The sequence below is a fragment of the Paraburkholderia graminis C4D1M genome (assembly GCF_000172415.1).
GTDB classification, from domain to species: domain Bacteria; phylum Pseudomonadota; class Gammaproteobacteria; order Burkholderiales; family Burkholderiaceae; genus Paraburkholderia; species Paraburkholderia graminis.
Window position 1 is genome coordinate 13,714 of record NZ_ABLD01000016.1, and the last position, 25,251, is coordinate 38,964.

General features: G+C 64.4%; 23 protein-coding genes and 1 pseudogene. 3 read left to right on the top strand and 21 right to left on the bottom strand.

All coding sequences use genetic code 11. The features are described 5' to 3' along the window. Positions 1–5: 5 nt before the first annotated feature. The 11 genes from astD to BGRAMDRAFT_RS22320 form a co-directional block, all read right to left on the bottom strand. Entirely contained in the window at positions 6–1,469 is a 1,464-nt protein-coding gene (astD, locus tag BGRAMDRAFT_RS22255) for a succinylglutamate-semialdehyde dehydrogenase (RefSeq protein WP_006051090.1), read from the bottom strand. A 2-nt stretch (positions 1,470–1,471) separates the two neighbouring features. Further along, positions 1,472–2,509 (bottom strand): arginine N-succinyltransferase, encoded by a 1,038-nt coding sequence (astA, locus tag BGRAMDRAFT_RS22260; RefSeq protein ID WP_006051091.1) that lies wholly within the window; start codon positions 2,507–2,509, stop codon positions 1,472–1,474. Beyond that, on the bottom strand, positions 2,506–3,582 hold the full coding sequence (gene aruF / locus BGRAMDRAFT_RS22265; RefSeq protein WP_006051092.1) for an arginine/ornithine succinyltransferase subunit alpha: 1,077 nt from the start codon (positions 3,580–3,582) through the stop codon (positions 2,506–2,508). The genes astA and aruF overlap by 4 nt, the downstream gene beginning before the upstream one ends. 68 nt (positions 3,583–3,650) lie before the next feature. After that, positions 3,651–4,886 carry an aspartate aminotransferase family protein gene (locus BGRAMDRAFT_RS22270; RefSeq protein ID WP_006051093.1) on the bottom strand — a complete coding sequence of 412 codons (1,236 nt, stop codon included), beginning with the start codon at positions 4,884–4,886 and terminating at the stop codon, positions 3,651–3,653. A 134-nt stretch (positions 4,887–5,020) separates the two neighbouring features. Then, the gene (locus BGRAMDRAFT_RS22280) at positions 5,021–6,070 is read right to left on the bottom strand and encodes a GlxA family transcriptional regulator (protein ID WP_006051094.1); all 1,050 of its coding nucleotides are present in this window, start codon (positions 6,068–6,070) and stop codon (positions 5,021–5,023) included. Between the two features lie 49 nt (positions 6,071–6,119). Next, complete coding sequence (locus BGRAMDRAFT_RS22285; RefSeq protein WP_006051095.1) at positions 6,120–6,911, bottom strand: ABC transporter ATP-binding protein; 792 nt, start codon at positions 6,909–6,911, stop codon at positions 6,120–6,122. A gap of 44 nt (positions 6,912–6,955) precedes the next feature. Then, the gene (locus BGRAMDRAFT_RS22290) at positions 6,956–7,669 is read right to left on the bottom strand and encodes an ABC transporter permease (RefSeq protein WP_006051096.1); all 714 of its coding nucleotides are present in this window, start codon (positions 7,667–7,669) and stop codon (positions 6,956–6,958) included. A 4-nt stretch (positions 7,670–7,673) separates the two neighbouring features. Continuing rightward, complete coding sequence (locus BGRAMDRAFT_RS22295) at positions 7,674–8,363, bottom strand: ABC transporter permease (protein ID WP_006051097.1); 690 nt, start codon at positions 8,361–8,363, stop codon at positions 7,674–7,676. 325 nt (positions 8,364–8,688) lie between these two features. Then, positions 8,689–9,642 carry a patatin-like phospholipase family protein gene (locus tag BGRAMDRAFT_RS22305; RefSeq protein WP_006051098.1) on the bottom strand — a complete coding sequence of 318 codons (954 nt, stop codon included), beginning with the start codon at positions 9,640–9,642 and terminating at the stop codon, positions 8,689–8,691. A 48-nt stretch (positions 9,643–9,690) separates the two neighbouring features. Continuing rightward, positions 9,691–10,242 carry an outer membrane protein assembly factor BamE domain-containing protein gene (gene bamE, locus BGRAMDRAFT_RS22310; protein WP_006051099.1) on the bottom strand — a complete coding sequence of 184 codons (552 nt, stop codon included), beginning with the start codon at positions 10,240–10,242 and terminating at the stop codon, positions 9,691–9,693. A 610-nt stretch (positions 10,243–10,852) separates the two neighbouring features. Further along, a complete protein-coding gene (locus tag BGRAMDRAFT_RS22320; RefSeq protein WP_006051101.1) occupies positions 10,853–11,830 on the bottom strand; it encodes an ABC transporter substrate-binding protein in 978 nt (325 codons plus the stop codon). Positions 11,831–12,009: 179 nt separating this feature from the next. Between BGRAMDRAFT_RS22320 and BGRAMDRAFT_RS22325 the strand changes: the two genes are divergently transcribed. Next, positions 12,010–12,975, top strand: a complete 966-nt coding sequence (locus BGRAMDRAFT_RS22325) for a LysR family transcriptional regulator (RefSeq protein ID WP_083803842.1) — start codon at positions 12,010–12,012, stop codon at positions 12,973–12,975. On the opposite strand, the gene BGRAMDRAFT_RS22330 is transcribed toward BGRAMDRAFT_RS22325, so the two are convergent. The 4 genes from BGRAMDRAFT_RS22330 to BGRAMDRAFT_RS22345 form a co-directional block, all read right to left on the bottom strand. Next, positions 12,963–14,564 (bottom strand): rhodanese-related sulfurtransferase, encoded by a 1,602-nt coding sequence (locus BGRAMDRAFT_RS22330; protein WP_006051103.1) that lies wholly within the window; start codon positions 14,562–14,564, stop codon positions 12,963–12,965. The two genes, BGRAMDRAFT_RS22325 and BGRAMDRAFT_RS22330, sit on opposite strands and share 13 nt — an antisense overlap. Continuing rightward, entirely contained in the window at positions 14,561–15,169 is a 609-nt protein-coding gene (locus BGRAMDRAFT_RS22335) for a cysteine dioxygenase family protein (protein WP_044021701.1), read from the bottom strand. Before BGRAMDRAFT_RS22335 ends, BGRAMDRAFT_RS22330 begins: the two co-directional genes overlap by 4 nt. Positions 15,170–15,362: 193 nt before the next feature. Continuing rightward, entirely contained in the window at positions 15,363–16,211 is an 849-nt protein-coding gene (locus BGRAMDRAFT_RS22340) for a class II aldolase/adducin family protein (RefSeq protein WP_006051105.1), read from the bottom strand. An 11-nt stretch (positions 16,212–16,222) separates the two neighbouring features. Then, a complete protein-coding gene (locus BGRAMDRAFT_RS22345; protein ID WP_006051106.1) occupies positions 16,223–17,299 on the bottom strand; it encodes an LLM class flavin-dependent oxidoreductase in 1,077 nt (358 codons plus the stop codon). 316 nt (positions 17,300–17,615) lie between these two features. Here BGRAMDRAFT_RS22345 and BGRAMDRAFT_RS22350 point away from each other — a divergent pair, with 316 nt between their 5' ends. Then, complete coding sequence (locus BGRAMDRAFT_RS22350; RefSeq protein ID WP_006051107.1) at positions 17,616–18,611, top strand: LLM class flavin-dependent oxidoreductase; 996 nt, start codon at positions 17,616–17,618, stop codon at positions 18,609–18,611. A gap of 65 nt (positions 18,612–18,676) precedes the next feature. On the opposite strand, the gene BGRAMDRAFT_RS22355 is transcribed toward BGRAMDRAFT_RS22350, so the two are convergent. From BGRAMDRAFT_RS22355 to BGRAMDRAFT_RS22380, 6 genes are all read right to left on the bottom strand, one after another. Next, complete coding sequence (locus BGRAMDRAFT_RS22355) at positions 18,677–19,447, bottom strand: alpha/beta hydrolase (RefSeq protein ID WP_006051108.1); 771 nt, start codon at positions 19,445–19,447, stop codon at positions 18,677–18,679. Between the two features lie 165 nt (positions 19,448–19,612). Continuing rightward, positions 19,613–21,016, bottom strand: coding sequence for an NAD-dependent succinate-semialdehyde dehydrogenase (locus BGRAMDRAFT_RS22360; protein ID WP_006051109.1), 1,404 nt, complete (start codon positions 21,014–21,016; stop codon positions 19,613–19,615). Between the two features lie 97 nt (positions 21,017–21,113). Beyond that, entirely contained in the window at positions 21,114–22,013 is a 900-nt protein-coding gene (locus BGRAMDRAFT_RS22365; RefSeq protein ID WP_232292334.1) for a helix-turn-helix transcriptional regulator, read from the bottom strand. Between the two features lie 282 nt (positions 22,014–22,295). Beyond that, positions 22,296–23,453 carry an alkene reductase gene (locus tag BGRAMDRAFT_RS22370; RefSeq protein ID WP_006051112.1) on the bottom strand — a complete coding sequence of 386 codons (1,158 nt, stop codon included), beginning with the start codon at positions 23,451–23,453 and terminating at the stop codon, positions 22,296–22,298. 162 nt (positions 23,454–23,615) lie between these two features. Then, entirely contained in the window at positions 23,616–24,305 is a 690-nt protein-coding gene (locus BGRAMDRAFT_RS22375) for a type 1 glutamine amidotransferase domain-containing protein (protein WP_006051113.1), read from the bottom strand. Positions 24,306–24,467: 162 nt separating this feature from the next. Next, on the bottom strand, positions 24,468–24,773 hold the full coding sequence (locus tag BGRAMDRAFT_RS22380; protein WP_006051114.1) for a DUF4148 domain-containing protein: 306 nt from the start codon (positions 24,771–24,773) through the stop codon (positions 24,468–24,470). Positions 24,774–24,948: 175 nt separating this feature from the next. On the opposite strand from BGRAMDRAFT_RS22380, the pseudogene BGRAMDRAFT_RS36145 reads away from it, so the two are divergent. After that, positions 24,949–25,149: pseudogene (locus BGRAMDRAFT_RS36145) on the top strand (5'/3'-nucleotidase SurE); the annotation flags it as partial. Positions 25,150–25,251 lie beyond the last annotated feature (102 nt).

Genomic DNA, 25,251 nt, shown 5'->3' on the forward strand with positions numbered 1-25,251 from the left:
GATCCTTAGAATTGAAGGCCCGGCGAGACGCTCGCGGGCATTTGCAGTTGCGCGCTTTCAACCGACGCCATCGGATACGCGCAGTAATCGGCCGCGTAATAAGCGCTCGGCCGGTGATTGCCCGAACGCCCCGGCCCGCCGAACGGCGCACCCGACGACGCGCCGTTGGTCGGCCGGTTCCAGTTGACGATGCCCGCGCGGATGGTGCGCTGGAAATGCGTCCACAGCGATTCGTCGTCGGCGAGCAGGCCCGCCGAGAGACCGAACTCGGTGTCGTTGGCTTTTTCGAGCGCTTCGTTAAAGCTGTCGTAACGGATGATCTGCGCGAGCGGCCCGAAGTGTTCCTCGTCGGGCAGATTCTTCACGGCGCTCACGTCGAGAATGGCCGGCGTGACGAAGCCGAGCTTCGGATCGCGCTGCTCCATTTTCAGCAACGCATGTGCGCCATCCGCGAGCAAACGTTCCTGCGCCGCGACGAGGCGCGAGGCCGCGCGCGCCGAGATCACCGCGCCCATGAAAGGCTGCGGCTCGGCGTTATATTCGCCGACGCTGATGCGCGAACTCACCTCGACGAAGCGCGCGAGAAAGCGCTCGCCGAACGCGTCGTTCGGTACGAAAATGCGGCGTGCGCAAGTGCAGCGCTGCCCCGCCGACAGAAACGCCGACTGGATCGTGTGATGCACGGCGGCGTCGATGTCCGCGACCGGCCCGATCACGAGCGGATTGTTGCCGCCCATTTCGAGCGCGAGCACGATCTCCGGCCGTCCGCCGAACTGCTTGTGCAACAATGTTCCGGTATCCGAACTACCGGTGAAGAACAGACCGTCGATCTGCCGATGATTCGCGAGCGCAACGCCCGTGTCCTTCTCGCCCTGCACGAGGTTCAGCACGCCGGCCGGCAAGCCCGCATCGGCCCAGATTTGCACGGTCAGCGCGGCGACGCCCGGCGCAAGTTCGGACGGCTTGAACACGACCGCATTGCCCGCGATCAACGCCGGCACGATATGCCCGTTCGGCAGATGCCCAGGAAAGTTATACGGCCCGAACACGGCGACCACGCCATGCGGACGATGCCGCAACACCGCGGTGCCGTCCGCCATCGGCGAACGCTTTTCGCCGGTGCGCTCGTTGTACGCCTGAATCGAAATCTCGACTTTCGCGGCCATCGAAGCCGCCTCAGTGCGCGCTTCCCACAGTGGCTTGCCGGTCTCCCGGCCGATCGCTTCAGCGAGCGCTTCCTTGCGTTCGGTGACGAGCGCGGCGAAACGGCGCACCACCGCGCAACGCTCATCGAGACTCAGCGCCGACCATGCCGCGAACGCTCGCCGTGCGCCGCGCACCGCGCGATCCACGTCGTCCGCGGATGCGCTATTGCCTTCCCACACCGTCGCACCCGTACCGGGGTTGCGCGACGCGAATGCGGGTCCTGTGCCGGCAGCCCATTCGCCGCCGATGAAAAGCTCGCTCATGATCATCCCTGTTTATGTTTCAGCGGCAGCACCCGCACCGGGTCGCCTGCCTTGACGCCGAGTGCCGACGCTTCGATCGCGTTCATGCGGAACACGCCGTCTTGCGGCACGCCCGCCGCCACGCCCACGCGAAAATCGCCGAGCGATGTGTTCGATACCATCGAACGCGGCGCATCCTGCGGCGCGCCCGCCGGCACGTCGGCGATTTCGAGCGGCACCATCACGCTTTCGCGCACCGTGCGCAAGTCGGAGATATGGCATTCGAGCACCGGACCGGCATCGAAAATATCGACGTGGTTCTCGTAGCGCAGCCCTTCCGCTTCGAGCATGCGGCGCGCCGGAATCGTGTCGCTATGCGTGAGTCCGACGCATTGCTGTGCTTCTTCAGGCAGCAACTCGACATACACCGGATAGCGCGGCATCAGCTCGGCAAGGAACGCCTTGCGGCCGTGCGAGCTGAGATAGTCCGCCGCGTTGAAATCGATCTGATAGAAATGCGAGCCGACCGCGCGCCAGAACGGCGACGTGCCTTGCTCATCGAAATGGCCGCGCAATTCCGCGCACAAACGCTGCGGAAAGCGCTCGCGAAACTGCGCGAGAAACATGAAGCGCGAGCGCGACAGCAGGCCGCCCACTCCGCTCGTGCGATAACGCGGGCTCAGAAACAGCGAGCACACTTCGGCGTAACCCGTCAGGTCATGCGAGATGTTGAGCGCGCGCATGCGCGTCCAGATGCCGAGGTCCTGGCTCGCGTGCACCACCGTGCTCACGCGATAGTTGTAGAACGGCTGCTGCAGGCCGACCGCCGCTTCGATCCCGCAGACGCCGGCGACGTCGCCGGTTTGCGTGTCTTCCATCACGAAGAAGTAGCCTGCTTCATGCGGCGCGGCCTTGTCTTCCATCGTGCGGCGCGCCCGTTCGACGCGTGCGGCAAGCGCTTCGCGGTCGGGCTTGAAGGTGGTGAGGCCTGGGCCGGTTTCCTGCGCGAGCCGCATCAACGCGTCCACATCGCCTCGTTGCACAACGCGAACGACGATCATTGCGCGTCTCCCGATTGTTCGTGTTGCTGTTGATCTTCTTCGTCTCCCGGACGATGCAGCGGCGCGCAACGCACCGCATTGCCGTCGTGCACGCCGAGCGCCGCACGCGGCGCCTGCGCGAGCGGCGCACCTTCGCTTTTCGTCGACGGCAGATCGCCGAGCACGCAGCGGAATTCGCCGTCCGCGCCGTTGTGCGCGATCAGATACGCAGCGCCGCTCGCGGCTGCGGCGGTCTCGCGCACGACGCGCGTTTCATTGCGCGCGACCGACGCACTGCGGTCCACTTGCGCAGTGAGCACCGGGCCCGCGTCGAAAATATCGATGAAGCGGTCCGTCTCGAAGCCTTCTTCCAGATGGATTTCATACGCCAGTAGAGCGTTCGAATCCGGCTCGCCGAGCACGCGCTGCGCGGCTTCGGGCAGCAAAGGCACATAGATCGGATACGTCGGCATCACCTCGGCGATAAACGTTCGGCTGCGTCCGCCCGATTCGATTTCGATGTCGGCAAAATCGCGGCCGAAGAACTTGCGCCCCACCGCTTCCCAGAATGGCGACACGCCATGCTCGTCGGTCACGCCGAGCAGCAGCGAGAACACCTCGGACGTAAAGCGCCTGCGATTCGCGGCGATGTACATCATGCGCGCGCGCGACAGCAGATGCGCAGCGGCGTCGCCACGCAGCGACGGGTCGATGTAATAGCCCGCGAGCCGGCTCTTGCCCGTCAGTTCATGCGACATGGTGAGCGCGTGAATCTTGCGGTTCACGTGCAATTCGCGCGACGCATGAATCAGCGCGTCGTTACGAAACGCGTAGAACGGGTCCGAATAACCCGCCGCCGCAATGATGCTCGCCGTGCCCATCAGTTTGCCGGTCTCGCTGTCTTCGAGCACGAACAGATAGAACTCCTCGCCCGGAAAGTCGACGTCCGCGCGAAACGAATCTTCTGACAGCGCGACGCGTGCCTCGAGCGCGCGCCGGTCGTGCGGCAGGGAATGCAGCACCGGTTGCGCGGTGCGCGCCATATGTTCGAGCGCATCGAGATCGGCGAGGCGGCCGGGGCGTACGAAGAGCATCATCGTTCCTGTTGAATGTGACGCATGAGTTCCCCTATGCGTCGGTGCGAGGCGTTGAACGCGCCGTTTTATTTCGACGCCGCTTCGGCCTTCGCGCCGACCACTTCGGCAATCGCTTTCGCGAGCCGTTCGAAGCCTTCGTTCATGTCGTCGAGCGGCATGATCAGCGACGGCACGAAACGCAGCACGTCCGGTCCCGCCATCAGCATGATCACGCCATGCTGGCCCGCGGCCGTGACGAAGTCTTTCGCGCGGCCCTTGTACGCATCGGTCAATTCGGCGCCGATCAACAGGCCCTTGCCGCGCACTTCGGTGAAGAGGCCGAAGCGCTCGTTGAGCTTCGCGAGATGACCCCTCAGCACGTCGCTGCGCGTGCGCACGCCTTCGAGCAGTTTCGGATCGCTAACCAGTTCGACCACCTTCTCCGCGATGGCCGAGCCAAGCGGATTGCCGCCATACGTGGTGCCATGCACGCCGACCTTGAAATGCGCGGCCAGTTCGTTCGTGGTCAGCATCGCGCCGATCGGGAAGCCGTTGCCGAGCGCCTTCGCGGTGGTCAGGATGTCCGGCGTGACGCCCGTGTCCTGGTACGCGTAGAAGTAGCCGCTGCGGCCCACGCCGGTTTGCACTTCGTCGAAAATCAGCAGCGCGCCGTGCTGGTCGCAGGCTTCGCGCAGCGCTTTCAGGAACGCCGGATCGGCCGGAATCACCCCGCCCTCGCCCTGGATCGGCTCGACGATCACCGCGCAGGTCTTCGCGCCAATCGCCTTCTTTGCGGCCTCGATGTCGTTGTACGGCAAATGCACGATGCCTTGCGGCACCGGTCCGAAGCCTTCCGAATACTTCGGCTGACCGCCGACGCTGACGGTGAAGAACGTGCGGCCATGAAACGACTGAGTGAACGAGATCACTTGGAATTTCTCGGCGCCGTGGCGGTCGAACGCGACTCGGCGTGCGAGCTTCAGCGCCGCTTCGTTTGCTTCGGCACCCGAGTTCGCGAAGAACGCGCGGTCCGCGAAGGTCAGGTCTTCGAGACGTTTCGCAAGACGCAACACCGGCTCGTTCGTGTAGCCATTGCCGATATGCCACAGCTTGCTGCCCTGCTCCTGCAAAACTTTCAGCAGTTCGGGATGCGCGTGACCGAGCGCGGTGACGGCGATGCCGCCGGCGAAGTCGATATAGTCGCGGCCCTGCGTATCCCAGACGCGTGAGCCGAGACCGCGATCCGGCACGAAGGCGGCGGGCGCGAATACCGGCACCATGACTTCGTCGAAGGTCTTGCGTGTCACAGTCAGGTCGTTCATGGCAAATCCTCGTTACGGTGAGAGGTAATACAGGTAGTGTAGGAAACCGCGCGCGATACGTCTTGCGCATACGCGACGCTTTCTATGAGCTTCCACCTCGTTGCGTGCTGCGAGCGGCGCCCGCCGAGGCGCTTTCAATCCGCGAGATCCGGCCGCTCGATCAATGCGCCCGCGCGCGGTTCGCTCGCCGCGGCGCCGCCCGCGCCCGTCTGCCGGTCGAGCCAGTTGCGGCGATCCTCGCGCGGCGTCACGCCGAAGCGCTCGCGGTATGCATTCGAAAAGTGCGCCGCCGACGAAAATCCGCACGCGAGGCTGATCTGCACGACCGATTTGCTGGTGCGCTGCAATTGCGTGCGCGCTTTCGAAAGGCGCAGACCCAGGTAGTATTTGGACGGCATCGAGCCGAGATACTGGCGAAAGAGGCGCTCCAGTTGCCGCCGCGAAACGCCGACGAGACCGGCGATTTCGTCGGTGGTGAGCGGGTCTTCGATATTCGCTTCCATCAGCATCAACGCATCGTTCAGACGCGGATGGCGCTCGCCCGGCGCGGTCACGAACGGAATGCGCTGACGTTCCTCGCCCGCGCGCAACACGCCGACGCCGAGCGTATCCGCGATGCGATCCGCGAGTTCGGGGCCGTGTTCGCGGCCGATCATCGCGAGCATGAAGTCGACGGTGGCCTGACCGCCCGCGCAAGTCGCGCGATCGCGGTCGATTTCGAAAATCTGCTGCGTGACGATGGAGCGCTCGAACTGCTCGGCGAACTGCTGATAGGTTTCCCAGTTCACGCTCACGCGATAGCCGGACAATTGCCCCGCCATCGCGAGCCACCACACGCCGTGATGAATCCCCGTGACGAGCGGCGTGCGTTGCCCGACGCGCGCAAGGCTCGCGAGAAACAGCCGATAGTCGGCAAATTGCTGAAAGCGTTCCGTGATGACGATCAGCCAGTCGCACGCAATCGCGTCGCCGAATGCGGCGTCCGCAGGCCACTGCGCGCCGCCTGCGAGCGGCACCGCACGGCCGTCCCACGAGCAGACCTGCACGCGATACAGCGCGCGGCCGTCGATTTCGTTGGCGAGATTGAGCGCGTCGACAATCGGCCCGACGCCCGACATCGACACGGGCGGCAATGCGACGATTGCAACCTGCGTGGTGCGTGCGGGACTGGACGTGCGGGCCATCAGCGGATCACAACGCGGCGAGCGGGCGAACGGGCGGACGCGGCGCGCGTTACTTCAGGCTGCCGGAGAGGAACTGCTTGAGCCGCTCGCTGCGCGGCGCGCTCAGCACTTCGGCGGGCAAGCCTTCTTCTTCGGTGCGGCCTTGATGCAGGAACATCACATGGTTCGACACGTTGCGCGCAAAACCCATTTCGTGCGTGACGACGATCATCGTGCGCCCTTCTTCCGCGAGCTTCTGCATGACCTTCAATACTTCGCCGACGAGTTCGGGATCGAGCGCCGAAGTCGGCTCGTCGAACAGCATCACATCGGGATCCATCGCGAGCGCGCGGGCAATCGCCACGCGCTGCTGCTGACCGCCGGACAAATGCGCCGGATACTGTTTTTCGACGCGCGGCGCGAGGCCCACCTTCTCGAGATATTCGCGGGCTCGCTCTTCGGCTTCGCGACGCGGCAGGCCGAGCACGTGAATCGGCGCCTCGACGACGTTCTCGATCACGTTCATATGCGCCCACAAATTGAAGTGCTGGAACACCATCGCGAGCTTCGTGCGAATGCGTTGCAACTGCTTGTGATCCGCGACTTCGAGATTGCCGGCGCGGTCGGCCTTGGTCTTCACCGCTTCGCCGTCGACGACAATCTGCCCCGCGTTCGGCCGCTCGAGAAAGTTAATGCAGCGCAGGAAGGTGCTCTTGCCCGAACCGCTCGCGCCGATGATGCTGATCACGTCGCCCTTGTTCGCGTTCAGCGACACGCCCTTGAGCACTTCGTTGTCGCCGTAGCGCTTGTGGATGTCCTGCACGGCGAGCTTGCAAGCCTGGGTTTGCGTGGTGTGGAGCAAGGTGCTCTCCCTTTGAAAATACGATCGAACTTGCGACGGCGCGCTCAATGCGTGCGGACCGCCAGATAACCGAGCCAGTGACGCTCGGCGCGGCGGAACAGCGCGACGAGAGCAAACGACACCACGAGGTAGATCAACGCCGCGAGGCCGAATGCGTCGAACGAACGATAGGTTGCCGAATTCGCGTCGCGCGCCACCTTCAGGATATCCGGCACGGTAGCCGTGAACGCGACGGTGGTCGCGTGCAGCATCAGGATTACTTCGTTACTGTACAACGGCAAGGCGCGGCGCAGCGCGGACGGTATCACAATGCGGCGGTACATCGTGAACCAGCTCATGCCATAGGCACGGGCCGCTTCCACTTCGCCATGCGAGGTCGAACGAATTGCGCCCGCGAAAATCTCCGTCGTGTACGCGCAGGTGTTGAGCGCGAATGCGAGAATCGCGCAGTGAAAGCCGCTGCGGAAAAACGCATCCAGCAGTTGGTGCGAACGCACGAATTCGAGGCTGTACATGCCGGTGTAGATAAGCAGCAGTTGCACGTACAGCGGCGTGCCGCGAAACACATATGTATAGAGACGCACGGGCGTCGACAGCCAGCGCTTTTTCGACACGCGCGCGACCGCGAGCGGAATCGCAAGACAAAAGCCGATGCCGACGGACACGACCAGCAGCCACAACGTGACCGCGAGGCCGGACATGCGCTGGCCGTCCCAGTAGAGAAACGCGCGCCAGAAGTCGTTGAGAATGTCGATCATGGTCTTAAAGCTCCGCGTGCCGAACGCCGATCGAATAGCGGCGTTCCAGCCAGATCAGCGCGAGGTTCGAGACGGTCGTCAGCGCGAGATAGATGAGCGCCGCGATCAGGATGAAGAAGAACATGTTGAAGGTGCTTTTGCCCGCGTCCTGCGCGGCCTTGACGACATCCGCGAGACCGATGATCGACACCAGCGCCGTCGCTTTCACGAGCACCTGCCAGTTGTTGCCGATGCCGGGCAGCGCGAAACGCATCATCTGCGGAAAGAGAATGCGCGCGAACACGCGCACGCCGCTCATGCCGTAGGCGCTGCCCGCTTCGAGCTGGCCGCGCGGCACGGCGAGAAACGCGCCGCGAAACGTTTCGGTGAAATACGCGCCGTAAATGAAGCCGAGCGTCAGCACGCCGGCGACGAAGGGGTCGATGTCGAACTGCGCCACATCGAGCGCGTCGGTCAGATTGTTGACCGCGATCTGGATGCTGTAGAAAAGCAGCAGCATCAGCACGAGGTCAGGCACCGAGCGGATCAAGGTCGTGTAGCCGGTGGCGAGCGCGCGCAACGGCCGGTTCAAGGAGAGTTTCGCCGCCGCGCCCGCGAGGCCGAGCAGCACGGCGGCCGCGAGCGACAGCACCGACAGTTCGACCGTCTGGATCGTGCCGGCCAGCAGGACCGGACCAAAGCCGTATAGCACCACGCGTGTCTCCATCCAGTTTGGTTTGAGAACGCCTCGATGCAGCCGGCTCGTCGGACCCCGGCTCATCAGGCATGGCGCGGAGTCTCCCAAGCGAAAATTAATTTCTCAAAGGCCGACGCAAAGTTTGCTGCGCCGCAGCAGGGCGCGCGGAAAGCGCCGGGCGGCTCGCGGCGCTTGGTGTTGGGGGGCGCGGCGGGATGCAGTCACCAGCGCGGCGCGGACGCGCCGCCGCGATTTAGCAAGTTTGAGGTCGCTTTTTCGATAGACGGCGCGCGCTTCGCGTAAGGCGAAGCGCGGCCGTGCGAAGATCAGGAGCGGGCCGCCGCTAGTCCATGCCGAGCCGCGCGCGGATCGCGGGCAGCATGTATTCGACCGCCGCGCGCCCTTCCTCGATGGCCGGCGCCGCGCGATGAAAATCGAAGATGCCCATGCCGCCCAGGCGCGGCTGGATCAGGATGTCTGCGGGCTCGCCCGCGAGACGGCTGCGCGTGATCCGCACCTGCATGATGTCGATGCTTTGCGCGATCGAACTCAGCATGGACGGCACGCGCGCGCTCGGCGCGGGCGGCACGCGCACGTCGTCGGTCGCGCGCTCTTCGGCGGGCGCGAGCCAGCGCGGCCAGGGCTTGCCGTTGCGGCGCATCGAAACCGGCGTCGGCGCGTTCGGGTCGATGGCGGGCGTGTCCACGACCGCGCCGCCGAAATCGCGTCCGTTGAGAATGTCGTTGTTCAGATCGACGGCAATCACGCAGTCGGCCCGCATGCCGCGCGCGACCGACACCGGAACCGGATTGCTCAAGCCGCCGTCGACGAGCCATACGCCGTTGTGCCAAACCGGCGTGAAAATGCCGGGAATCGCAATCGACGCACGCACCGCGTCGACCACGCTGCCGTCCTGCAGCCAGCTTTCGCGGCCCGTGTCGAGTTCGGTGGCGACCGCGGCGAACGGCATGTTCAGTTGCGCGATGGACCGGCCGTTGAATTTGTCGGCGAATAACTGGATCACCTTGCGCCCGCCAAGCAGACCGCCCGACAAACGCAAGTCGAGCAGGCGCACGACCGTCTGCCACGTGAGCCGCGACACCCACTCCTCGAGCCAGTCCAGATCGCCGTTCGCATAGACGGCGCCGACCAGCGCGCCAATCGACGTGCCGCATACCACGTCGGGCTTGATGCCCGCGTCGTGCAGCGCGCGGATCGCGCCGATATGCGCCCAGCCGCGCGCGGCGCCGCCTCCCAACACCAGCCCGATACGGCTGTATCGACGTCGACGTATCATGATGCCCCCCCGTCTTTCTTCGTCTGCTTCTCGTTGTTTACAGCGTTTCTAGCGCCCGCGCATGACGTCCGAACGCGATGTCGTGTACACCGTGTGATTCTGGTCGAAGTGCACGTTGAAAATGCCTTCTTCCGTCACGCCGCCCTCGCGCCACTTCCAGCTCCACACCGTTTCCGGCTTGAGCGGAAACACCGCGACCTGGCCCGGTTTGCCGAGCAGCCGCCGCACCTCGTCCTCGCTCATGCCGATGCGGATCTTGCCGAAGTTCGCCGCGGTCAACACTTGCGTGATGGATTGCAGTTTACCGTCACGGTCAACGTCCACCATGTACGTATTCATACCTTGCGGACCACGTGGATACTCGAAGCGCTTCGAGCCGTCCGTAAAGGTGCGTTCGGTTTCGGGCTTGCCCATCTGCTCGCGGATCTGCGCTTCGGTCGTGACGCCCGGCGTCATGTCCTTGAGCAGCAGCGCGTCGGGCTTGACGGCGTTAAACAGGTCCTTGATTTTTTGCACGGCGTGCTCGCTCTGTTGGTCGTCGCACGCAGTGAGCGCGAGGCATGCAGCCAGCATGGCGACAAGAGGCAGTTTCAGGCTCACAGCAAATTTCCTGTAGCGATGCGGACGCGAATGACCGCATCGGTCGTGTAGTGATTCCCCGCTGGAGTTCCCGCTCGACATCCGCTGGACGTTCCTTAGGGCGCGCTACAGGATAACCGCGTGACGCAAAAACCGCGAGCGCGCACACGGCGCGCAAAGACACGGCGAAACCGGCCTCGCAGGCGAAAAATGCAGGACGTAAAGCGCTTTTCCGACGATGACGCCCTCTGCGCGCCAATTATTGCAAAGCGCAACAGACGCAACAGAAAGCAAAAAAGCGACGCTGTGCAAAGCGTCGCCCATGCCGGACGGCAGTGAAGCGGTGGTCGTGACGGCGGGTACGGTCAGTACGCCGGTCTTGAAGATGTGCGAAAACCGCGTGAAGGACGACGCGCAGCGGTCCGTTCCGGCGCGGCGATGAACGGCCTTGGCCGTACACCTTGCGCCATCGCCGGAAGTGGCGAACCGCTGCTTGACTGGCCGCCCTGGTCCCCTCAATAAGCCTTCCAAGTGACGTTAATCTAACGGGATTGGAAGCGCTAGACGAGAGCGCGTTTACACCGAATTTGCAGAGGATTTCGCGGCGCCGGAAGGCTCGGCGCCATCGCGGTCAGGGCAACGGGAAACTGCGGTCGAAACTTGCACGCACATCCAGATGCGCGCGAATCACGTTGGCCGCTTCGTAGGTGTCCGCGGTGCGCTGCTGCGCGGCCACGACCGTATCGTCGATTGCGACCGGATGCACCTGGCCGCGCTGATAGACCGTCTTCAACACATCGGTGGGCAAGCCCGTCACGCGCGATTGCATCGCCGCGACTTCGTCGGGATGCGTGAGCGCCCAGCGCTGGCCGATCGCCACGCGCCGCAGGAAGTCCGCCAATTGCGCGCGTTTGCCGGCAATCGCCGCCTCGGTCGCGACCTGATAGCTGAGCCCTTCCGACAAACCCACGCCGTTCGCGATGATGCGGTCGTGATCGCGCGACTCGCCGAGCGCCGTGTACGGGTCCCACACCGACCACGCGTCGACGCTGCCGGACGCGAGCGCGGCCTTGGCGTCGGCGGGCGCGAGGAACACGAACGCGACGTCGCTTGCGGACAGGTTGGCCTTTTTCAGCGCGGCGAGCGCGAGATAGTGGCCGATGGAGCCGCGCGTCGTCGCGAGACGCTTGCCCTTCAGACTCGCGACGTCCGTGAGCGGCGAATGCGGGCCGACGACGATCGCCAGATCGAGCGGATTCGAGCGCGTCGCGGCGACCGCCCTCACACGCGCGCCCGCTGCGAGCGCGAAAACGAGCGGCGCGTCGCCGAGGCCGCCGACGTCCACGGCGCCCGCGTTCAGTGCTTCGCCAAGCGGCTGCGCTGCCGGAAAATTGAACCATTCGATCTTGTACGGCAGGTCTTTCAACTGGCCGGACGCTTCGAGAATGCCGCGCGTCTGCAACGACTGGTCGCCGACCTTGAGCACGGGTAAGTCGGCCGCGGCGGCGGGCCTCGCGCACAACACCAACATCGCGGGAATGGCCACGATAATTGCGGCAAGCGGTTTGACAAGTGCCCGAGGCACGACGGAGAAAATCGCAAAAGACATGATGAGGATGACGTTCCAGGAAGGTGTCGAGCAATAGATTCGACGACGATAAGCGAGCGTCTTGTATAAGACAAACGCATTATCGTGCTAAGCAAATATGCGAATTTTTGTTGCTTGCAAAGTATGCGGGAACAGCGATGCAGGTATCATCGGGCGCACGAACCACCTCATCGCTCATCATGAAGATCGACGAAATCGACGCCTACGTCACCGTTATTCGCTGTCAGTCGCTGCAGCAGGCGGCGCTCTCGCTCGGGCTCACGCAACCGGCCATCACGCGCCGTTTGCAGAATTTCGAGGAAGCGCTCGGCGTCGAATTGCTCGACCGCAACACGCGTCCGCTGAAGGCGACCGCGACCGGCCGGATCGTCTACGAGCAATGCCGCGCGATTCAGCGCGAACTCGACGTGCTGCGCGAAATGGTCGCGACCGACACGCCGCCCACCGGCACGCTGCGCGTGGGCGTCGCACAGACCATCGCCGATGTCGCGCTCGGCGAGGCGCTGCGCGTGGTGAAAGACGCGTACCCCGATTTGCAGGCGCGCGCGTCGACTGGTTGGGGCAGCCAGTTACTCGAACGGCTGCAAGACGGCGAACTGGATGTCGCCGCGATCCTGCTCCCGGCCAACAAAACCTTCGACGACACGCTGTCGGCGCGCTCGCTCGGCCGCATCAAACTCGCGGTGGTCGCGCGCAAGGGTTTGCTCACGAAACGCGCGCATACGCTCGCGCAGTGTCAGTCGATTGGCTGGGTGTTGAATCCGGACGGCTGCGGCTTCCGCGACGGTCTGCAACGCGCGCTGACGGGTCTCGGTCTCGCGCTCAAGCTGAATCTGGAAACGCTCGGCACGGAGTTGCAGTTGCAACTCGTGGCGGACGGTCATGGTCTTGGACTCGTGCCGCTGCCACTCCTGAATGCGAGCGCCTATGCCGACAGGCTCGACGTGGTGTCGGTCAGCGACTTCAAGCCGGTCATCGACATCTGGCTCGTGCAGCCGCGCGCGCTCGGCAAATTGCAGCAGCCGGTGGAGCGGTTCGGCACCGCGATCGCGCGGCAATTCAAGGACACGCGCGCAGCCGCGGGCGCGCGCCGTCAGTCGCCGTCCCTGTCCCCGCGATCCGCCGAACCCCGTCAGATCACATGAAAACCATGCGTGCCGTCGCGAGCCAGTTGCGCGACGAGCCCGTATTCCCACTCCAGATAGGCATTCATCGCTTCGCGCGCGTTATCGGTGCCCTCATAAGGACGCCGGTAACGGTCGATGCGCGGTGACGCCAGCCGCGTCTCGCCGCTTTCCACCGGCAGGCCCGCTTCGATCCACGCCGCCGTGCCGCCCGTCAGCACCTGCACCGGCTTGCCGGCGAGCGCCGCCACGTCGGGCGCGGCGAAGCGCGCGAGCAGACTGCTGCCGCACGTCAGCACATAGCGGCGCGCGTCGGGCAGCTTGTGCAATGCCGTTTCCAACTGACTGCGGATCACGAACCACGCGCCCGGTATGTGGCGCTTCACGTAGTTCGCGCTGCTCGTGAAGTCGAGCACCACCGTGCCCGGCGACTGAAGCAGCGCGGCCAGTTCGGCGGGCGCGATTTCATCGGCGTCGGGCGGCTGCGGGGCCAGGCGCGCCGCAGGCGCCGCGCCCTTTTCCGCGAAGTCGGCGGCCGTCAAACCGTCGACCACGTAGACCTCGATGTTCATCTGCGCGAGCCACGACGCGGTCATGTTCGCGCGCACGCCGTCGCTGTCCGCGAGAATCACGCGTGCGCCGCGCACCGGCGCGAACATTTCGGTTTCCTGCACAAGCTGGCCGCCTGGCGCGGAACGAAAGCCCGGCACGTGGCCCGCTTCGTATTCCTCCGGCGTGCGTACGTCGAAGCGGTACACGGTGCGCACCGCTTCGTCGGCCCAGCGGCGCGCTTCATCGCGTGACGTGCGGCCCACTTTCGCACGGTCGGCGACGGCGCGCGCGCCATCGGCTGCGATGAGACGCAACGCGTCGTCGACGACGGGACCAGGCCGCCGCGAACTGCCGTGCGCGAGCGGCTGCCCCGCGAGCGTCCAGCCGATGGTGCCGTTGCGCAGCGCGGCAACCGGGTTCGGCAAACCCGCGTTGATCAGCGACTGCGCGCCGATGATGCTGCGCGTGCGCCCCGCGCAATTGACGATGATCCGCGTGGCCGGGTCCGGCGCCAGTTCGCGCGCGCGCAGCACGAGTTCCGCCCCCGGCACGCTGATGCTGCCGGGAATGTTCATGGTCTGGTATTCATCGAAACGGCGCGCGTCGAGCACGACCACGTTCTCTTCGCGGTCGAGCAGCGCCTGCACCTGCTGTGCCGGGAGCGACGGCGTGTGGCGCACGCTTTCGACCAGTTCGCCGAACGCCTTGCTCGGCACGTTGACATCCTGGAACAACTCGCCGCCGGCTTTGCGCCAGCCTTGCAGGCCGCCTTCGAGCAGCGCGACGTCGCTATAGCCGAGGCTTTCGAAACGTTCAGCGGCGCGCGCGGCGAGCCCTTCGCCGTCGTCGAGCACGACGATCGGCACGTCGCGGCGCGGCAAGCGCACCGGTGCATCGAGTTCGAGCCGCGACAGCGGCAGATTCGCGGCAAAGAGCGGATGACTGCGCGCGTGCGGATCTTCCTCGCGCACATCGACGAGCGCGATTTCCTCGCGTTCGAGCAGTGCGCGGCGCACGTCTGCATAAGATCGGGTACGAAAATCTTTCACGAAAGTCATGGGATCGGAGACTCCTTCGACACATTCCAGATGTTCGGCAACACGTCGTTCGAGTAGCCGGACACAAACTTTTTTCGACGGGCGCCGCCCGGGTACACCGAGCGGTTCACTGCGCCGATATTTCCACCGTACACGTGAATGCTGATCGACGTACGGTCACCAAATGCGTTGCTCACGCGATGAATATCGCCGATGCGTGGCGACACGGCATCCACTGCGCCGGCGCCAAGGCGCTCGGGGGCGCCCTCGGCGAGGACTTCGCCGTGCGCCGCGACACGGTAACGCTGCGCAATTTCCGCGCCACGCAGCACGCCGATCAAGCCCCAAACCGTGTGGTCGTGAACCGGCGTCGCCTGCCCCGGCCCCCACACGAAACTGACGACCGAAAAGCGCTGCCGCGAGTCCGCGTGCAACAGGTACTGCTGATAGCGCTCGGGATCGGGCCGCGCGAATGCGTCGGGCAGCCAGTCGTCGTGAGCGATCAGGCCGCGCAGCGCGTTGGCGCCGGCGTCGAGCAGCGCCGCTTCCGGTGTGTCGCCGTCGACGAGCGCCGCGATCTGGCCGACGAACGTGCGCAGCCGGTCCGGCCGCAGGGTCTGGGTCATCGCTAACATTGAAGGATAGGTCCGAAGATTGATGCGCGCGAGTTCTCTTCGTCTTTTACGCACATCGAGAGAGCATCGCGCGGCAGCGGCGGCCCAAAGCGGTGCAACATCGACCGCGAACGGCTGCCGCCTGCACGACGTGGCGCGCAGCGTCTCGCGAAGAAACGCTGCGCGTGGCATGCGTACGCGCGCTTCAATTCAGCACGTCGGGCTCCGCTTCGACGAGCCCTTCCAGCAGGCTCTGAAACGCGAACAATGCGCCATTCGCGCGGCCCACCTGCTCGTGCGTGAGCTTGGCAACGTCGTGCGGGATACGTTGCGGCGTGCCGGCCGCTTCGGCGAGCAGTTGTGCATGACACGCGTTATCGAGCGCGATGTACCACCACGCGGCCGCCTCGACGCTCGGACCTGCCGTGAGAATGCCGTGGTTCTTGAGGATCACCGCCTTGTGCGTGCCGAGCGACGCCGCGATGCGCGCGCCTTCGCCGGTATCGAGCACCACGCCGCGGAAATCGTCGAACAGCGCGTGGTCCTCGTAGAACGCGCATGAATCCTGCGTCAGCGGATTGAGCGTGCGGCCCAGCGTGGACCACGCCTTGCCGTAGAGCGAATGCGTGTGCGCCGCCGCGATGACATCGGGACGCGCCTCGTGAATCGCCGCATGAATCGCAAACGCCGCCTGATTCACGGGCCCTTCTCCCACCACGATCTCGCCTTGCGCATTCACGAGCAGCAGATCCGACACGCGGATGCGGCTGAAATGCTTGCCGAACGGATTGACCCAGAAGTGATCGGTCCATTCCGGATCGCGTGCGGTGATGTGACCGGCGAGCCCCTGATCGAAGCCGTAGCGCGCAAAGAGACGAAACGCGACGGCAAGCCGCTCCTGGCGATACCGGCGCTCGGCGGCGAGATCCGTGCGCGGCGGCACGTCGTCGAACCAGAATTTGCGCAGCGGCGCGTGGCGTTGCAGGGTCGAGAGCGTGCTGGCCGGCGAACGTGCTTCGTCAGCCCGTGGATGCGCGTGAGAAAGGTCGGTCATCGCGGCTCCGTTCACGCGGCCAGCGCAACGCGCGCCACGCGTTCGCGTGTTGCGGGAATCAGTTCGCGGCCATAGTCGATGGCGTCTTCGAGCGGATCGAAGCCGCGCACGAGGAACGTCGTGACGCCGAGCGCGTAGTACTCGGCGAGCGTGTCGGCGACCTGTTGCGGCGTGCCGACGAGCGCCGTCGAATTCGAACGTCCGCCGATTTCCTTCGCGATGCCGGTCCACAAGCGCTCGTCGGCGCGATCCGATTCACCGGATGCCGCGAGCAAGCGCCGCGCGCCTTCGCTTTGCGCGGGGCCGCCCACGCCGAGTCCTTGCAGCGCGCGCAGCCGCTTCGTCTCGGCGAGGATGCGCTCGGCGCGCTCCCATGCCGCGCTTTCTGTCGCGGCGAGGATCGGCCTGAACGACACGGAAAAGCGCACGGTGCGCCCGTGCTTCGCGGCCTCGGCACGCACGCGCGTCACCTGCTCGCGCACTTGCGCCTTCGACTCGCCCCATAGCGCGTAGACGTCCGCATGACGTCCAGCGATTTCGAGTGCGGGCGCCGATGCGCCGCCGAAATACACCGGGATATGCGGCTGCTGAACCGGCTTCACTTCCGAGAAGCCCTGTTCGAAACGATAGTATTGGCCGTGGTGATCGAACGGCTTCGCTTCGGTCCAGAGACGGCGCAGGATCTGCAGATACTCGTCCGTGCGCGCGTAGCGTTCGTCGTGCGAGAGGAAGTCGCCGTCGCGGCGTTGCTCCGCGTCGTCGCCGCCCGAGATGATGTGCACCGCGAGACGGCCGCGCGAATAATGATCGAGCGTCGCCAGTTGCCGTGCGGCGAGCGTCGGCGCCACGAAGCCCGGACGATGCGCGAGCATGAAGTGCACGTTGCTCGTCACGCTCGCGGCGTGCGCGACGGTGAGCAACGCATCGGGGCTCGTCGAATGATGCGGCACGAGAATGCGGTCGAAGCCCGCCGCTTCATGCGCGCGCGCGAACTGTTCGAGGTAGCCGACATCGATAGCCGGCCCTTGCGGCGCGTGCGTTTCCGATACCTTGCGAGTCTGGATCATGCCGATGAATTCGATGGACACGCGAGTGCCTCCATGAATGATTGCTGCCCGGCGAGGCCGCGGCGTTGCGGGCCGAATGCAATGGCAGTGCATTGTTCGAGGCGTTCACGGTAGCAGGCCGTCATGCGCTTGTTAAATATTGATCGGCCATATCTATATCGAACTTGCATGTAACGGCAGAGGTGCCGGGGAAAGCGCTGCGGCGGTTCAGTGCCCATGATGCCGCCGACAAACCCTTTCGCAAACGTGGACATCCCGGCGTCGCCAGCAGAAAGCCGGAAGCTTTGCGAGAATGCCCCATCGCGTGAAAGCGCCAGAAACAGCAAGCCAACAGACAATGATCCCTTTTTCGGTCCTCGACCTTTCGCCGGTCATCGCGGGCGCCACGCCAGCGGATGCCTTCAGGAACACGCTCGATCTCGCACAGCACGCCGAGCGGTGGAACTACCGCCGCTTCTGGCTTGCCGAGCATCACAACATGACCGGCATTGCGAGCGCGGCCACTTCGGTCGTGATCGGCTATGTGGCGGGCGGCACGAAGACGATCCGCGTCGGTTCGGGCGGCGTAATGCTGCCCAATCACGCGCCGCTCGTGATCGCCGAACAGTTCGGCACGCTCGAATCGCTTTATCCCGGCCGCATCGACCTGGGACTCGGACGCGCGCCCGGCACCGACCAAAGCACGGCGCGCGCGCTGCGCCGCGATCTGCAAAACAGCGCCGACTCGTTCCCCGACGACGTCGCCGAATTGCAGCGTTATTTCGCGGACCCCGTCGCCGGCCAGCGCATTCGCGCGGTGCCCGGCGCGGGCTTGCATGTGCCGCTGTGGCTGCTCGGGTCGTCGCTTTTCAGCGCGCAGCTTGCGGCGGCGCTCGGCTTGCCGTTTGCATTCGCGTCGCACTTCGCGCCGGATTACATGCTGACGGCGTTGCAGGTTTATCGCGCGCAATTCCGTCCGTCGGAGACGCTCGACAAGCCGTATGCGATGGTCGGCGTGAACCTCTTCGCAGCCGACACCAATGAAGAAGCGCGGCGGCTGTTTACGTCGCTTCAGCAGCAGTTCATCAATTTGCGGCGTGGCACGCCGGGGCAATTGCAGCCGCCGGTGGACCGGGTTGCGGCTTCGGAAATGGAATTGAACTCGGTCGCGCATTCGCTCGCGTGCACGGCGATCGGCGATCGCGATGCGGTGCGCGAGGGCTTGAAGTCGATCATCGAACAGACCGGCGCCGATGAGTTGATGCTCACCGCGCAGATCTATGATCATGAGGCGCGGTTGCGGTCGTTTGAGATTGGGGCGGAGATTTGGGAGGAAATGGCTGGGGGGAAGTGAGGCTTTCGAGGTGTATGAAGACGGCGGTGCGTCGACGCGCCGCCGTTTTGCTTTGGTCGATCCCCTCAGCGGCTGCCCGTTGCAGTGGCCGCCCGCTCGATCACCCGGGCGACTTCTGCCGGATGCGACAGATAGGCGACATGGCTCGACGGAACCTCCACGACCGTGCTCTTCGCGCGGCCCGCCATCCAGCGTTCGAGATCGGGATTCACAGTTCGGTCCTGAGTCGCCACGACGGCCCAGCTCGGCTTCGTTTTCCAGGCCGGCTGGCTCACCGGCGCGGTGAACGACTCATGTGCCGGCATGACCTGCGAACTCGCCATGAATGCGGCCTCCGCGGCGGGTACGTCGGCAGCGAAGTCGGCTCTGAAGTGCTCTGCGTCGAAGTAGAGGTGGCCATCGTCGGTTGCCTTGATGGCTTTTGTCGCGGCCGGCATTTTCGTCGTCAGGTCCTTGAGGCTTTCGCCCGCATCCGGTTCGAACGCGGCGATGTAGACGAGGCCCGCCACGCGCGCATTGTTGCCCGCCTCGGTAATCACCGCTCCGCCATAACTATGGCCGACGAGGATTGCCGGGCCGTCCTGCGCATCGACGATACGCGTAGTCGCGGCGACGTCTTCCTTGAACGAGGTCTCCGGCTCCTGAACCACCGAGACGTTATAGCCGTCCCGCGCGAGGATCTTCGACACGGCTTGCCAGCCCGAGCCGTCGGCGAAATAGCCGTGAACCAGGACGATGTTCTTGACAGGTGCGGCTTCGGCGAATTGCGTGGCGAATGCGCCGGCGCCAATGGCCAAGGCTGCGGCAAAACGGCGAATATTGTTGATGGTTTTCATTTTCGACTCCAGAAGTTAACGATGATTGGACAATTGGTTGCAATGGTTCAGCTTGCAGGCTGCCGCCGATGACCCGTTAGCGTACGGGTCATGCGCAAGCCTGCGCGAATGTTTTGGATGCCTTAACGATACGCGAGGTGATCGGGCGAACCGGGGAACGTCGGATCAATCGACGGTCTTGGCCCACACCGCCTGAGCGTTGGTGAACTCGCGCAGACCGAAGTGCGACAGTTCACGGCCGTATCCGCTCTTCTTGACCCCGCCCACCGGAATGCGCGGATTCGAAGCGGAGAAGCCGTTGATAAAGACGCCGCCCGTTTCCAGCCGGCGCGCGATTCGCTGTGCACGGGCGACGTCGCTCGTCCACAGGCTGCCGCCGAGACCGTAGTCGCTCGTGTTGGCAAGTTCGATAGCGTGCTCGGCGTCGTCGGCAACGGTGATTGCGGCGACCGGGCCAAAGGTTTCTTCGTCGAAAGCAGCCATGCCGGGGGCGACATCCGCGAGCACGGTCGGCTCGTAATAATTCCCGGCGCCTTCCACCTTGCTGCCTCCGAGCAGCAGCGTCGCGCCTGCTTCGATGGTGCGTTGCACCTGGCCGTGCAGTTCGTCGCGCAAGTCGGCGCGCGCCATCGGCCCGATGGTGCTTGCCGGATCGTGCGGATCGCCCGCCACGACCTGACGCGCGGCGGCCACGAACTTGCGCGTGAACTCTTCTGCAACGGGCCTCTCGACAATGAACCGCTTGGCCGCGAGACAAACCTGGCCGGCGTTTTGAAAGCGAGCCTCGATGGCCGCTTTCACGGCCAGGTCGATGTTCGCATCGGCCAAGACGATGAAGGCGTCGGCGCCGCCGAGTTCCAGCAGCGTCTTCTTTAGCGCCCGGCCCGCCGTGGATGCGACGGCGGACCCGGCCCGCATGCTGCCGGTCAGCGTGACGGCGGCAACGCGCGGATCTTCGATCACGTGGGCCACGGTTTCGTTATCGGCATTCAGGTTGGCGAAGAGTCCGACCGGGAAGCCGGCGGCTTCATAAGCGTCCTGCAACGCGTACGCCGAGCCCATCACATTGGCGGCATGCTTGAGGATGAAGCCGTTGCCCGAGAGCATGATCGGACCCGATGCGCGAATCACCTGCCACAACGGGAAGTTCCACGGCATCACGGCGAGGATGGAACCGATCGGCAGATAGGAGACATGCACCTGATCGTCGCCTTCGACAGGCGCCGGTTCGTCGGCGAGGAAAGCGGGACCATGCTCTGCGATCCAGTCGATCGCGCTGGCGCACTTGGCAATTTCGGCTCGTGCGGCGGCGAGCGTCTTGCCCATCTCCTGAGTAATCAGCGCGGCCAACGCTTCCGAGCGCTCGCGCAACGTCGCGGCCAGGCGGCGGTAAGTTGCCACGCGCACAGCCATGGGCGTCCCGCGCCACAGCCGGTAGGCCGCGGCGTTGTCCTCCAGCATGCGCTCGACTTCGTCGGCGGTCTGAAACGGATAGTGCGCGATGAACTCGCCGGTTGCGGGATTGCGCGACGTTGCGCCGATGGCGGTGGGAAGGTTCAGGTTCGACATGTTTGCCTCGATTGAGTGAAGTGACGAGCAGTGGAAAGTCGCTGCAGTGGTGTCACTTTATGCAAACCGGGGCGGGTCAAGAAGGCGTCTTGTGATCCTATGAGTCGGACTCACTGGCAGAGTGCCGGGGAATGTAAGTCACGAGCGACAGGTCCGGTCTGCCGGTGGGCGTCAACGCAACGTAGGTGAATTCGATGTGGCCGCCGGCTGGATGACGAAGCCGTTTGTCGCCTTCATCGAAACCTTTGACCTCGGTGTCCTGCCACCAGTCGCTGAACTCGGGGCTCAGTGCCGTGAGCTCGTCGATGAGGCTATCGAACGGCGCCTTGTCCGGCGCCTGCGCGCGCGCGGCGCGGAACGCGGAGATCATGCCGCGTGTCATCTGCTCCCAGTCGAGAATCAGCGTGCGATAAGGCTTGTAGAGAAACAGCAGGCGTAAGGTATTGCGCTCATGCGGCTCCAGCGATCCATAGTCGACGAACAGGTCGGCAATGGCATCGTTCCACGCCAGAATGTCGAGCCGCGTGTTGCGGACATAGGCCGGAACGTTGATCGAGCGAACCAGTCGTTCGAGGCCTTCGGTGACGCCGCTGCCGGTTGCTACCTGCGAAAGCTCGCGCGATGAAAGCGCGAACAGATGCGCCGACTCCACGGTGTCGAGCTTGAGCACGCGCGAGATTCTGCGCAGCGCATCGGCCGACGGTTGAATGTCGCGGCCCTGTTCGAGCCAGGTGTACCAGCTAACGCTGACGCCCGCGAGTACGGCGACCTCTTCGCGGCGCAGGCCGGGGGTACGGCGGGGGCCGTCGGGCAGGCCGAATTCGGCAGGTTGCAGGCGGCCGCGGCGGCTTGAAAGAAACGCGCCAAGTTCGCGTCGCTGCTCGGCAGAGGGTCTTCTGGACATAGTGTCTCGGTTAACGGCGAATGGGCAGGCGGGCGGACGTGCCGGGCATCGTCGCGAGGCAGCATACGACCAGCCCACTGACGGCCCGGACATGCGTGGCTCGACCGGGAATGCGAACACTATCACGGCAAAATGTCCAGGTTGTGCCACGACGACTAGCGGCGCTTCATACGAACGCGTCGAAGCCGCTCTCGTATGAAGCGCCGCATTTGCGTGATGGCCACGCACAATGTCTTGCGCGTGGCCCTGTCGCTGGAAAGTGTGAGTCAGCGTTCGCTCAGAACTCCTGGCTCGTGGGACGAAGCACGATCTCGTCGATGTCGACGTCGTCGGGCTGCCCGATCGCACAGGCGACGGCCCGCTTCGATCCCTTGCTCATGCGATCACCTCGTCTGCCTGAACGGATAACGATTCCGCGTAGGCCGGATAGTCCGTGAGTCCTTCGTCCCCGCCGCCATACAACGTTGCCGGATTCACGGCATTGAGCGGCCAGCCGTTCGCGATGCGCTCAGGCAGATCCGGGTTCGCGATGTACGGGCGGCCGAATGCAATCAGGTCCGCAAGGTTCGCTTCGATCAGGCGCGCGCCGCGCTCGGCCGTGTAGCGACCCGCGTAGATGATGCGGCCGCTGAACACCCGGCGGACTTCCTCGCGAAACGCCGTCGGCAGATCGGGTGCGTTATCCCAGTCGGCTTCCGCTATTGACACATAGGCCGCACCGGCAGCTTCCAGCACCTTGATTGCTTCGATATACGTGTGGTGAGGATCGTCTTCGACGAGGCCGATGTACACGCGATCCTGATCGGTGCTCGTGAACAGCGGCGTGAAGCGCACGCCCAGCCGTTCAGGCCCGACCACCGCGGCGACCGCCCCGACGATCTCGCGCAGAAAGCGCAAGCGGTTGTGCAGCGAGCCGCCGTACTCGTCCTCACGCCTGTTCGAGTGTGCCGAGATGAACTGATTCACGAGGTAGCCATTGGCCGCGTGAATCTCGACACCGTCGAAGCCCGCACGCAGCGCGTTCTGCGCTGCCTTTGCGTAGAGGCCGACTAACTCGCCGATCTCGGCGACCCTCAACTCGCGTGGCACCGATGGTCCGACCAGCGCGCCGGTGCCGGGACCGGTCTGGATGAACGCCTTGACCTTCTGTGCCGCGATCGGCGAAGGCGCAACCGGCGCTGCGCCGTAGGGCTGCAACGCGGTATGCGAGACGCGGCCCACATGCCACAACTGCGCGAAGATCACGCCGCCTTCGGCGTGCACCGCGTCGGTCACGCGAGCCCAGCCTTCGACCTGTTCGTCGCTGTAGATGCCGGGCGTCCACGCGTAGCCCTGACCGCGCGGTTCGATCTGCGCTCCTTCGCTGATCATGAAGCCCGCGCCGGCGCGCTGGCCGTAATAGAGCGCGCTCGATGCGGCCGGTATGTCGCCGGGCTGGGCGGCTCTCTGGCGCGTCAGCGGCGGCAGCACGATACGGTTGCGCAAGGTGTGCCGCCCGAGCTTGAGCGGCGTGAAGAGTGAAGGATATTCCATGTTCTTTTCGCTCCCGAATGGACCCAGGTCGCGCATTGCGACGGGCTCGATCGAGCCGGCTGCGCGCGATCATCGCGACCTTGCGCGATCAGCTAGCTGGCTCTTTGGTGGAAACGCCGCGCGCGTGCCCGAGGGCAATGCGCGTCGGCGGATAGGCGGCTGTTATTGCGCGGCGAGCGCCGGGTGCTGCATCAAGGTTGCGGCAGCGGAAGACGACGAAGCCGGGTTTTGTCCGGTGATGAGCAGGCCGTCGGTGACCACGTACGGCGCCCAGTCCTCGATCTTCGAGTAGATGCCGCCCTTGGCCTTCAGTTCGTCTTCGACGAGGAACGGCACGATTTCGGTCAGGCCGACCGCGGCTTCTTCCGAATTCGTGAAGCCCGTCACCTTCTTGCCTTCGACCAGCGGCTTGCCGTCCGGCGTGGTGACGTGGCGCAGCACGCCCGGTGCATGACACACGAGTGCAACGGGTTTGCCGGCGGCGATGAACGACTGGATCAGCGCGATAGAATGCGAGTCTTCGGCCAGGTCCCACAACGGGCCGTGGCCGCCGGGATAGAACACCGTGTCGAAGTCCGCCTGCGAGACGCTGTCGAGGCGCACGGTTGCCGCGAGTTGCGCTTTGGCCGCCGCGTCGTTTTCAAAGCGGTGTGTCTCGTCGGTCTGATTGGCCGGCTCGTTGCTTTTCGGATCGAGCGGCGGCTGGCCGCCCTGCGGCGAGGCCAGCACGATCTCGGCGCCCGCGTCCTTGAACGTGTAGTAAGGCGCCGCGAGTTCTTCCAGCCAGAAGCCGGTCTTGCGGCCGGTGTTGCCCAATTGATCGTGCGAGGTCAAAACCATCAGTACTTTCATGTCGTTCTCCAATGCGTGATAGGTGAGTTGCGAATTTGAGTTGCGAATTGCCGGCAACGCTGTCATGACGACACGGCTATGTAGTCAGTGCTTCGCCTCTGCAATCGGTTAGGGCGCAGCAAGGTCCGTTCATTTCGTCGTGACATCGTTCGCAGCGTTGAATCAACGGCCGGAATACAGAGACCGGACGCCGTTGGTCGCCGGTGCGCCACTGGCGGAGGAACCGCTGTTTACACCGCCGAAGCCGCTCGCGGACTTTTCCTCCGCAGCCACACGTGCAGTGGCGGCCTCGATCTGAGCCGGATAGAACGCTTGATCGCCTTGGCCAGCACGGTATCCAGCCTTCTGGAGTTGCACCAGTTCATGGCGAACCTGCGCACGGGTGACCTGATCGTTCGACTGAGCGAACGATGCTGCGGGGATGGCAAGGGCGGCGGCGACTGCAACAGCATTGATGAGCGATTTCATGATTTCTTCCAAAGGTTGTCGTTGAATAAAGTGGCGAAGTAACTGTGCTTGCAGCAGCGGGACAGAAGAAAAGCTGCTGCAGTGGTGTCACTTTAAGCAAACGAAACCGAGGCAAGAAGGCGTCTTGTGATCCTATGAGTGAGGGTCACAGGCAGGAGCATCGTGGAGTTAGAAGGCGCACGAAGTCTGGGTCGTCGCACCCGTACACGACCAGAATGGAACGTCGAATTCCATAAGCCTGCATTCGCCGCTGCGCATTTCGCGTCAGAGGCAGCGGCCCTTCGGCGTGCAACGCACGCCCGGCGATTGCGTCGTAATGCTCGTGAACAGGTGCGAACTGAAACGACAAACAAGAATGTGTATCGCTTTCAATCGTTACAAAAAATTCCCGCAACGTCCGTTGCCGCGACCTAAAGTCCAATCCACGCATCTGACAAAAGACGGTCTTCGCAAAGCGTCCGCTCATACCGTGACGACG

Coding starts and splice junctions, on each gene's coding strand:
- astD (WP_006051090.1), bottom strand. CDS start 1,469: ATGAGCGAGCTTTTCATCGGCGGCGAATGGGCTGCCGGCACAGGACCC.
- astA (WP_006051091.1), bottom strand. CDS start 2,509: ATGATCGTCGTTCGCGTTGTGCAACGAGGCGATGTGGACGCGTTGATG.
- aruF (WP_006051092.1), bottom strand. CDS start 3,582: ATGCTCTTCGTACGCCCCGGCCGCCTCGCCGATCTCGATGCGCTCGAA.
- BGRAMDRAFT_RS22270 (WP_006051093.1), bottom strand. CDS start 4,886: ATGAACGACCTGACTGTGACACGCAAGACCTTCGACGAAGTCATGGTG.
- BGRAMDRAFT_RS22280 (WP_006051094.1), bottom strand. CDS start 6,070: ATGGCCCGCACGTCCAGTCCCGCACGCACCACGCAGGTTGCAATCGTC.
- BGRAMDRAFT_RS22290 (WP_006051096.1), bottom strand. CDS start 7,669: ATGATCGACATTCTCAACGACTTCTGGCGCGCGTTTCTCTACTGGGAC.
- BGRAMDRAFT_RS22305 (WP_006051098.1), bottom strand. CDS start 9,642: ATGATACGTCGACGTCGATACAGCCGTATCGGGCTGGTGTTGGGAGGC.
- BGRAMDRAFT_RS22320 (WP_006051101.1), bottom strand. CDS start 11,830: ATGTCTTTTGCGATTTTCTCCGTCGTGCCTCGGGCACTTGTCAAACCG.
- BGRAMDRAFT_RS22325 (WP_083803842.1), top strand. CDS start 12,010: ATGAAGATCGACGAAATCGACGCCTACGTCACCGTTATTCGCTGTCAG.
- BGRAMDRAFT_RS22330 (WP_006051103.1), bottom strand. CDS start 14,564: ATGACTTTCGTGAAAGATTTTCGTACCCGATCTTATGCAGACGTGCGC.
- BGRAMDRAFT_RS22335 (WP_044021701.1), bottom strand. CDS start 15,169: ATGACCCAGACCCTGCGGCCGGACCGGCTGCGCACGTTCGTCGGCCAG.
- BGRAMDRAFT_RS22340 (WP_006051105.1), bottom strand. CDS start 16,211: ATGACCGACCTTTCTCACGCGCATCCACGGGCTGACGAAGCACGTTCG.
- BGRAMDRAFT_RS22350 (WP_006051107.1), top strand. CDS start 17,616: ATGATCCCTTTTTCGGTCCTCGACCTTTCGCCGGTCATCGCGGGCGCC.
- BGRAMDRAFT_RS22355 (WP_006051108.1), bottom strand. CDS start 19,447: ATGAAAACCATCAACAATATTCGCCGTTTTGCCGCAGCCTTGGCCATT.
- BGRAMDRAFT_RS22360 (WP_006051109.1), bottom strand. CDS start 21,016: ATGTCGAACCTGAACCTTCCCACCGCCATCGGCGCAACGTCGCGCAAT.
- BGRAMDRAFT_RS22365 (WP_232292334.1), bottom strand. CDS start 22,013: ATGTCCGGGCCGTCAGTGGGCTGGTCGTATGCTGCCTCGCGACGATGC.
- BGRAMDRAFT_RS22370 (WP_006051112.1), bottom strand. CDS start 23,453: ATGGAATATCCTTCACTCTTCACGCCGCTCAAGCTCGGGCGGCACACC.
- BGRAMDRAFT_RS22375 (WP_006051113.1), bottom strand. CDS start 24,305: ATGAAAGTACTGATGGTTTTGACCTCGCACGATCAATTGGGCAACACC.
- BGRAMDRAFT_RS22380 (WP_006051114.1), bottom strand. CDS start 24,773: ATGAAATCGCTCATCAATGCTGTTGCAGTCGCCGCCGCCCTTGCCATC.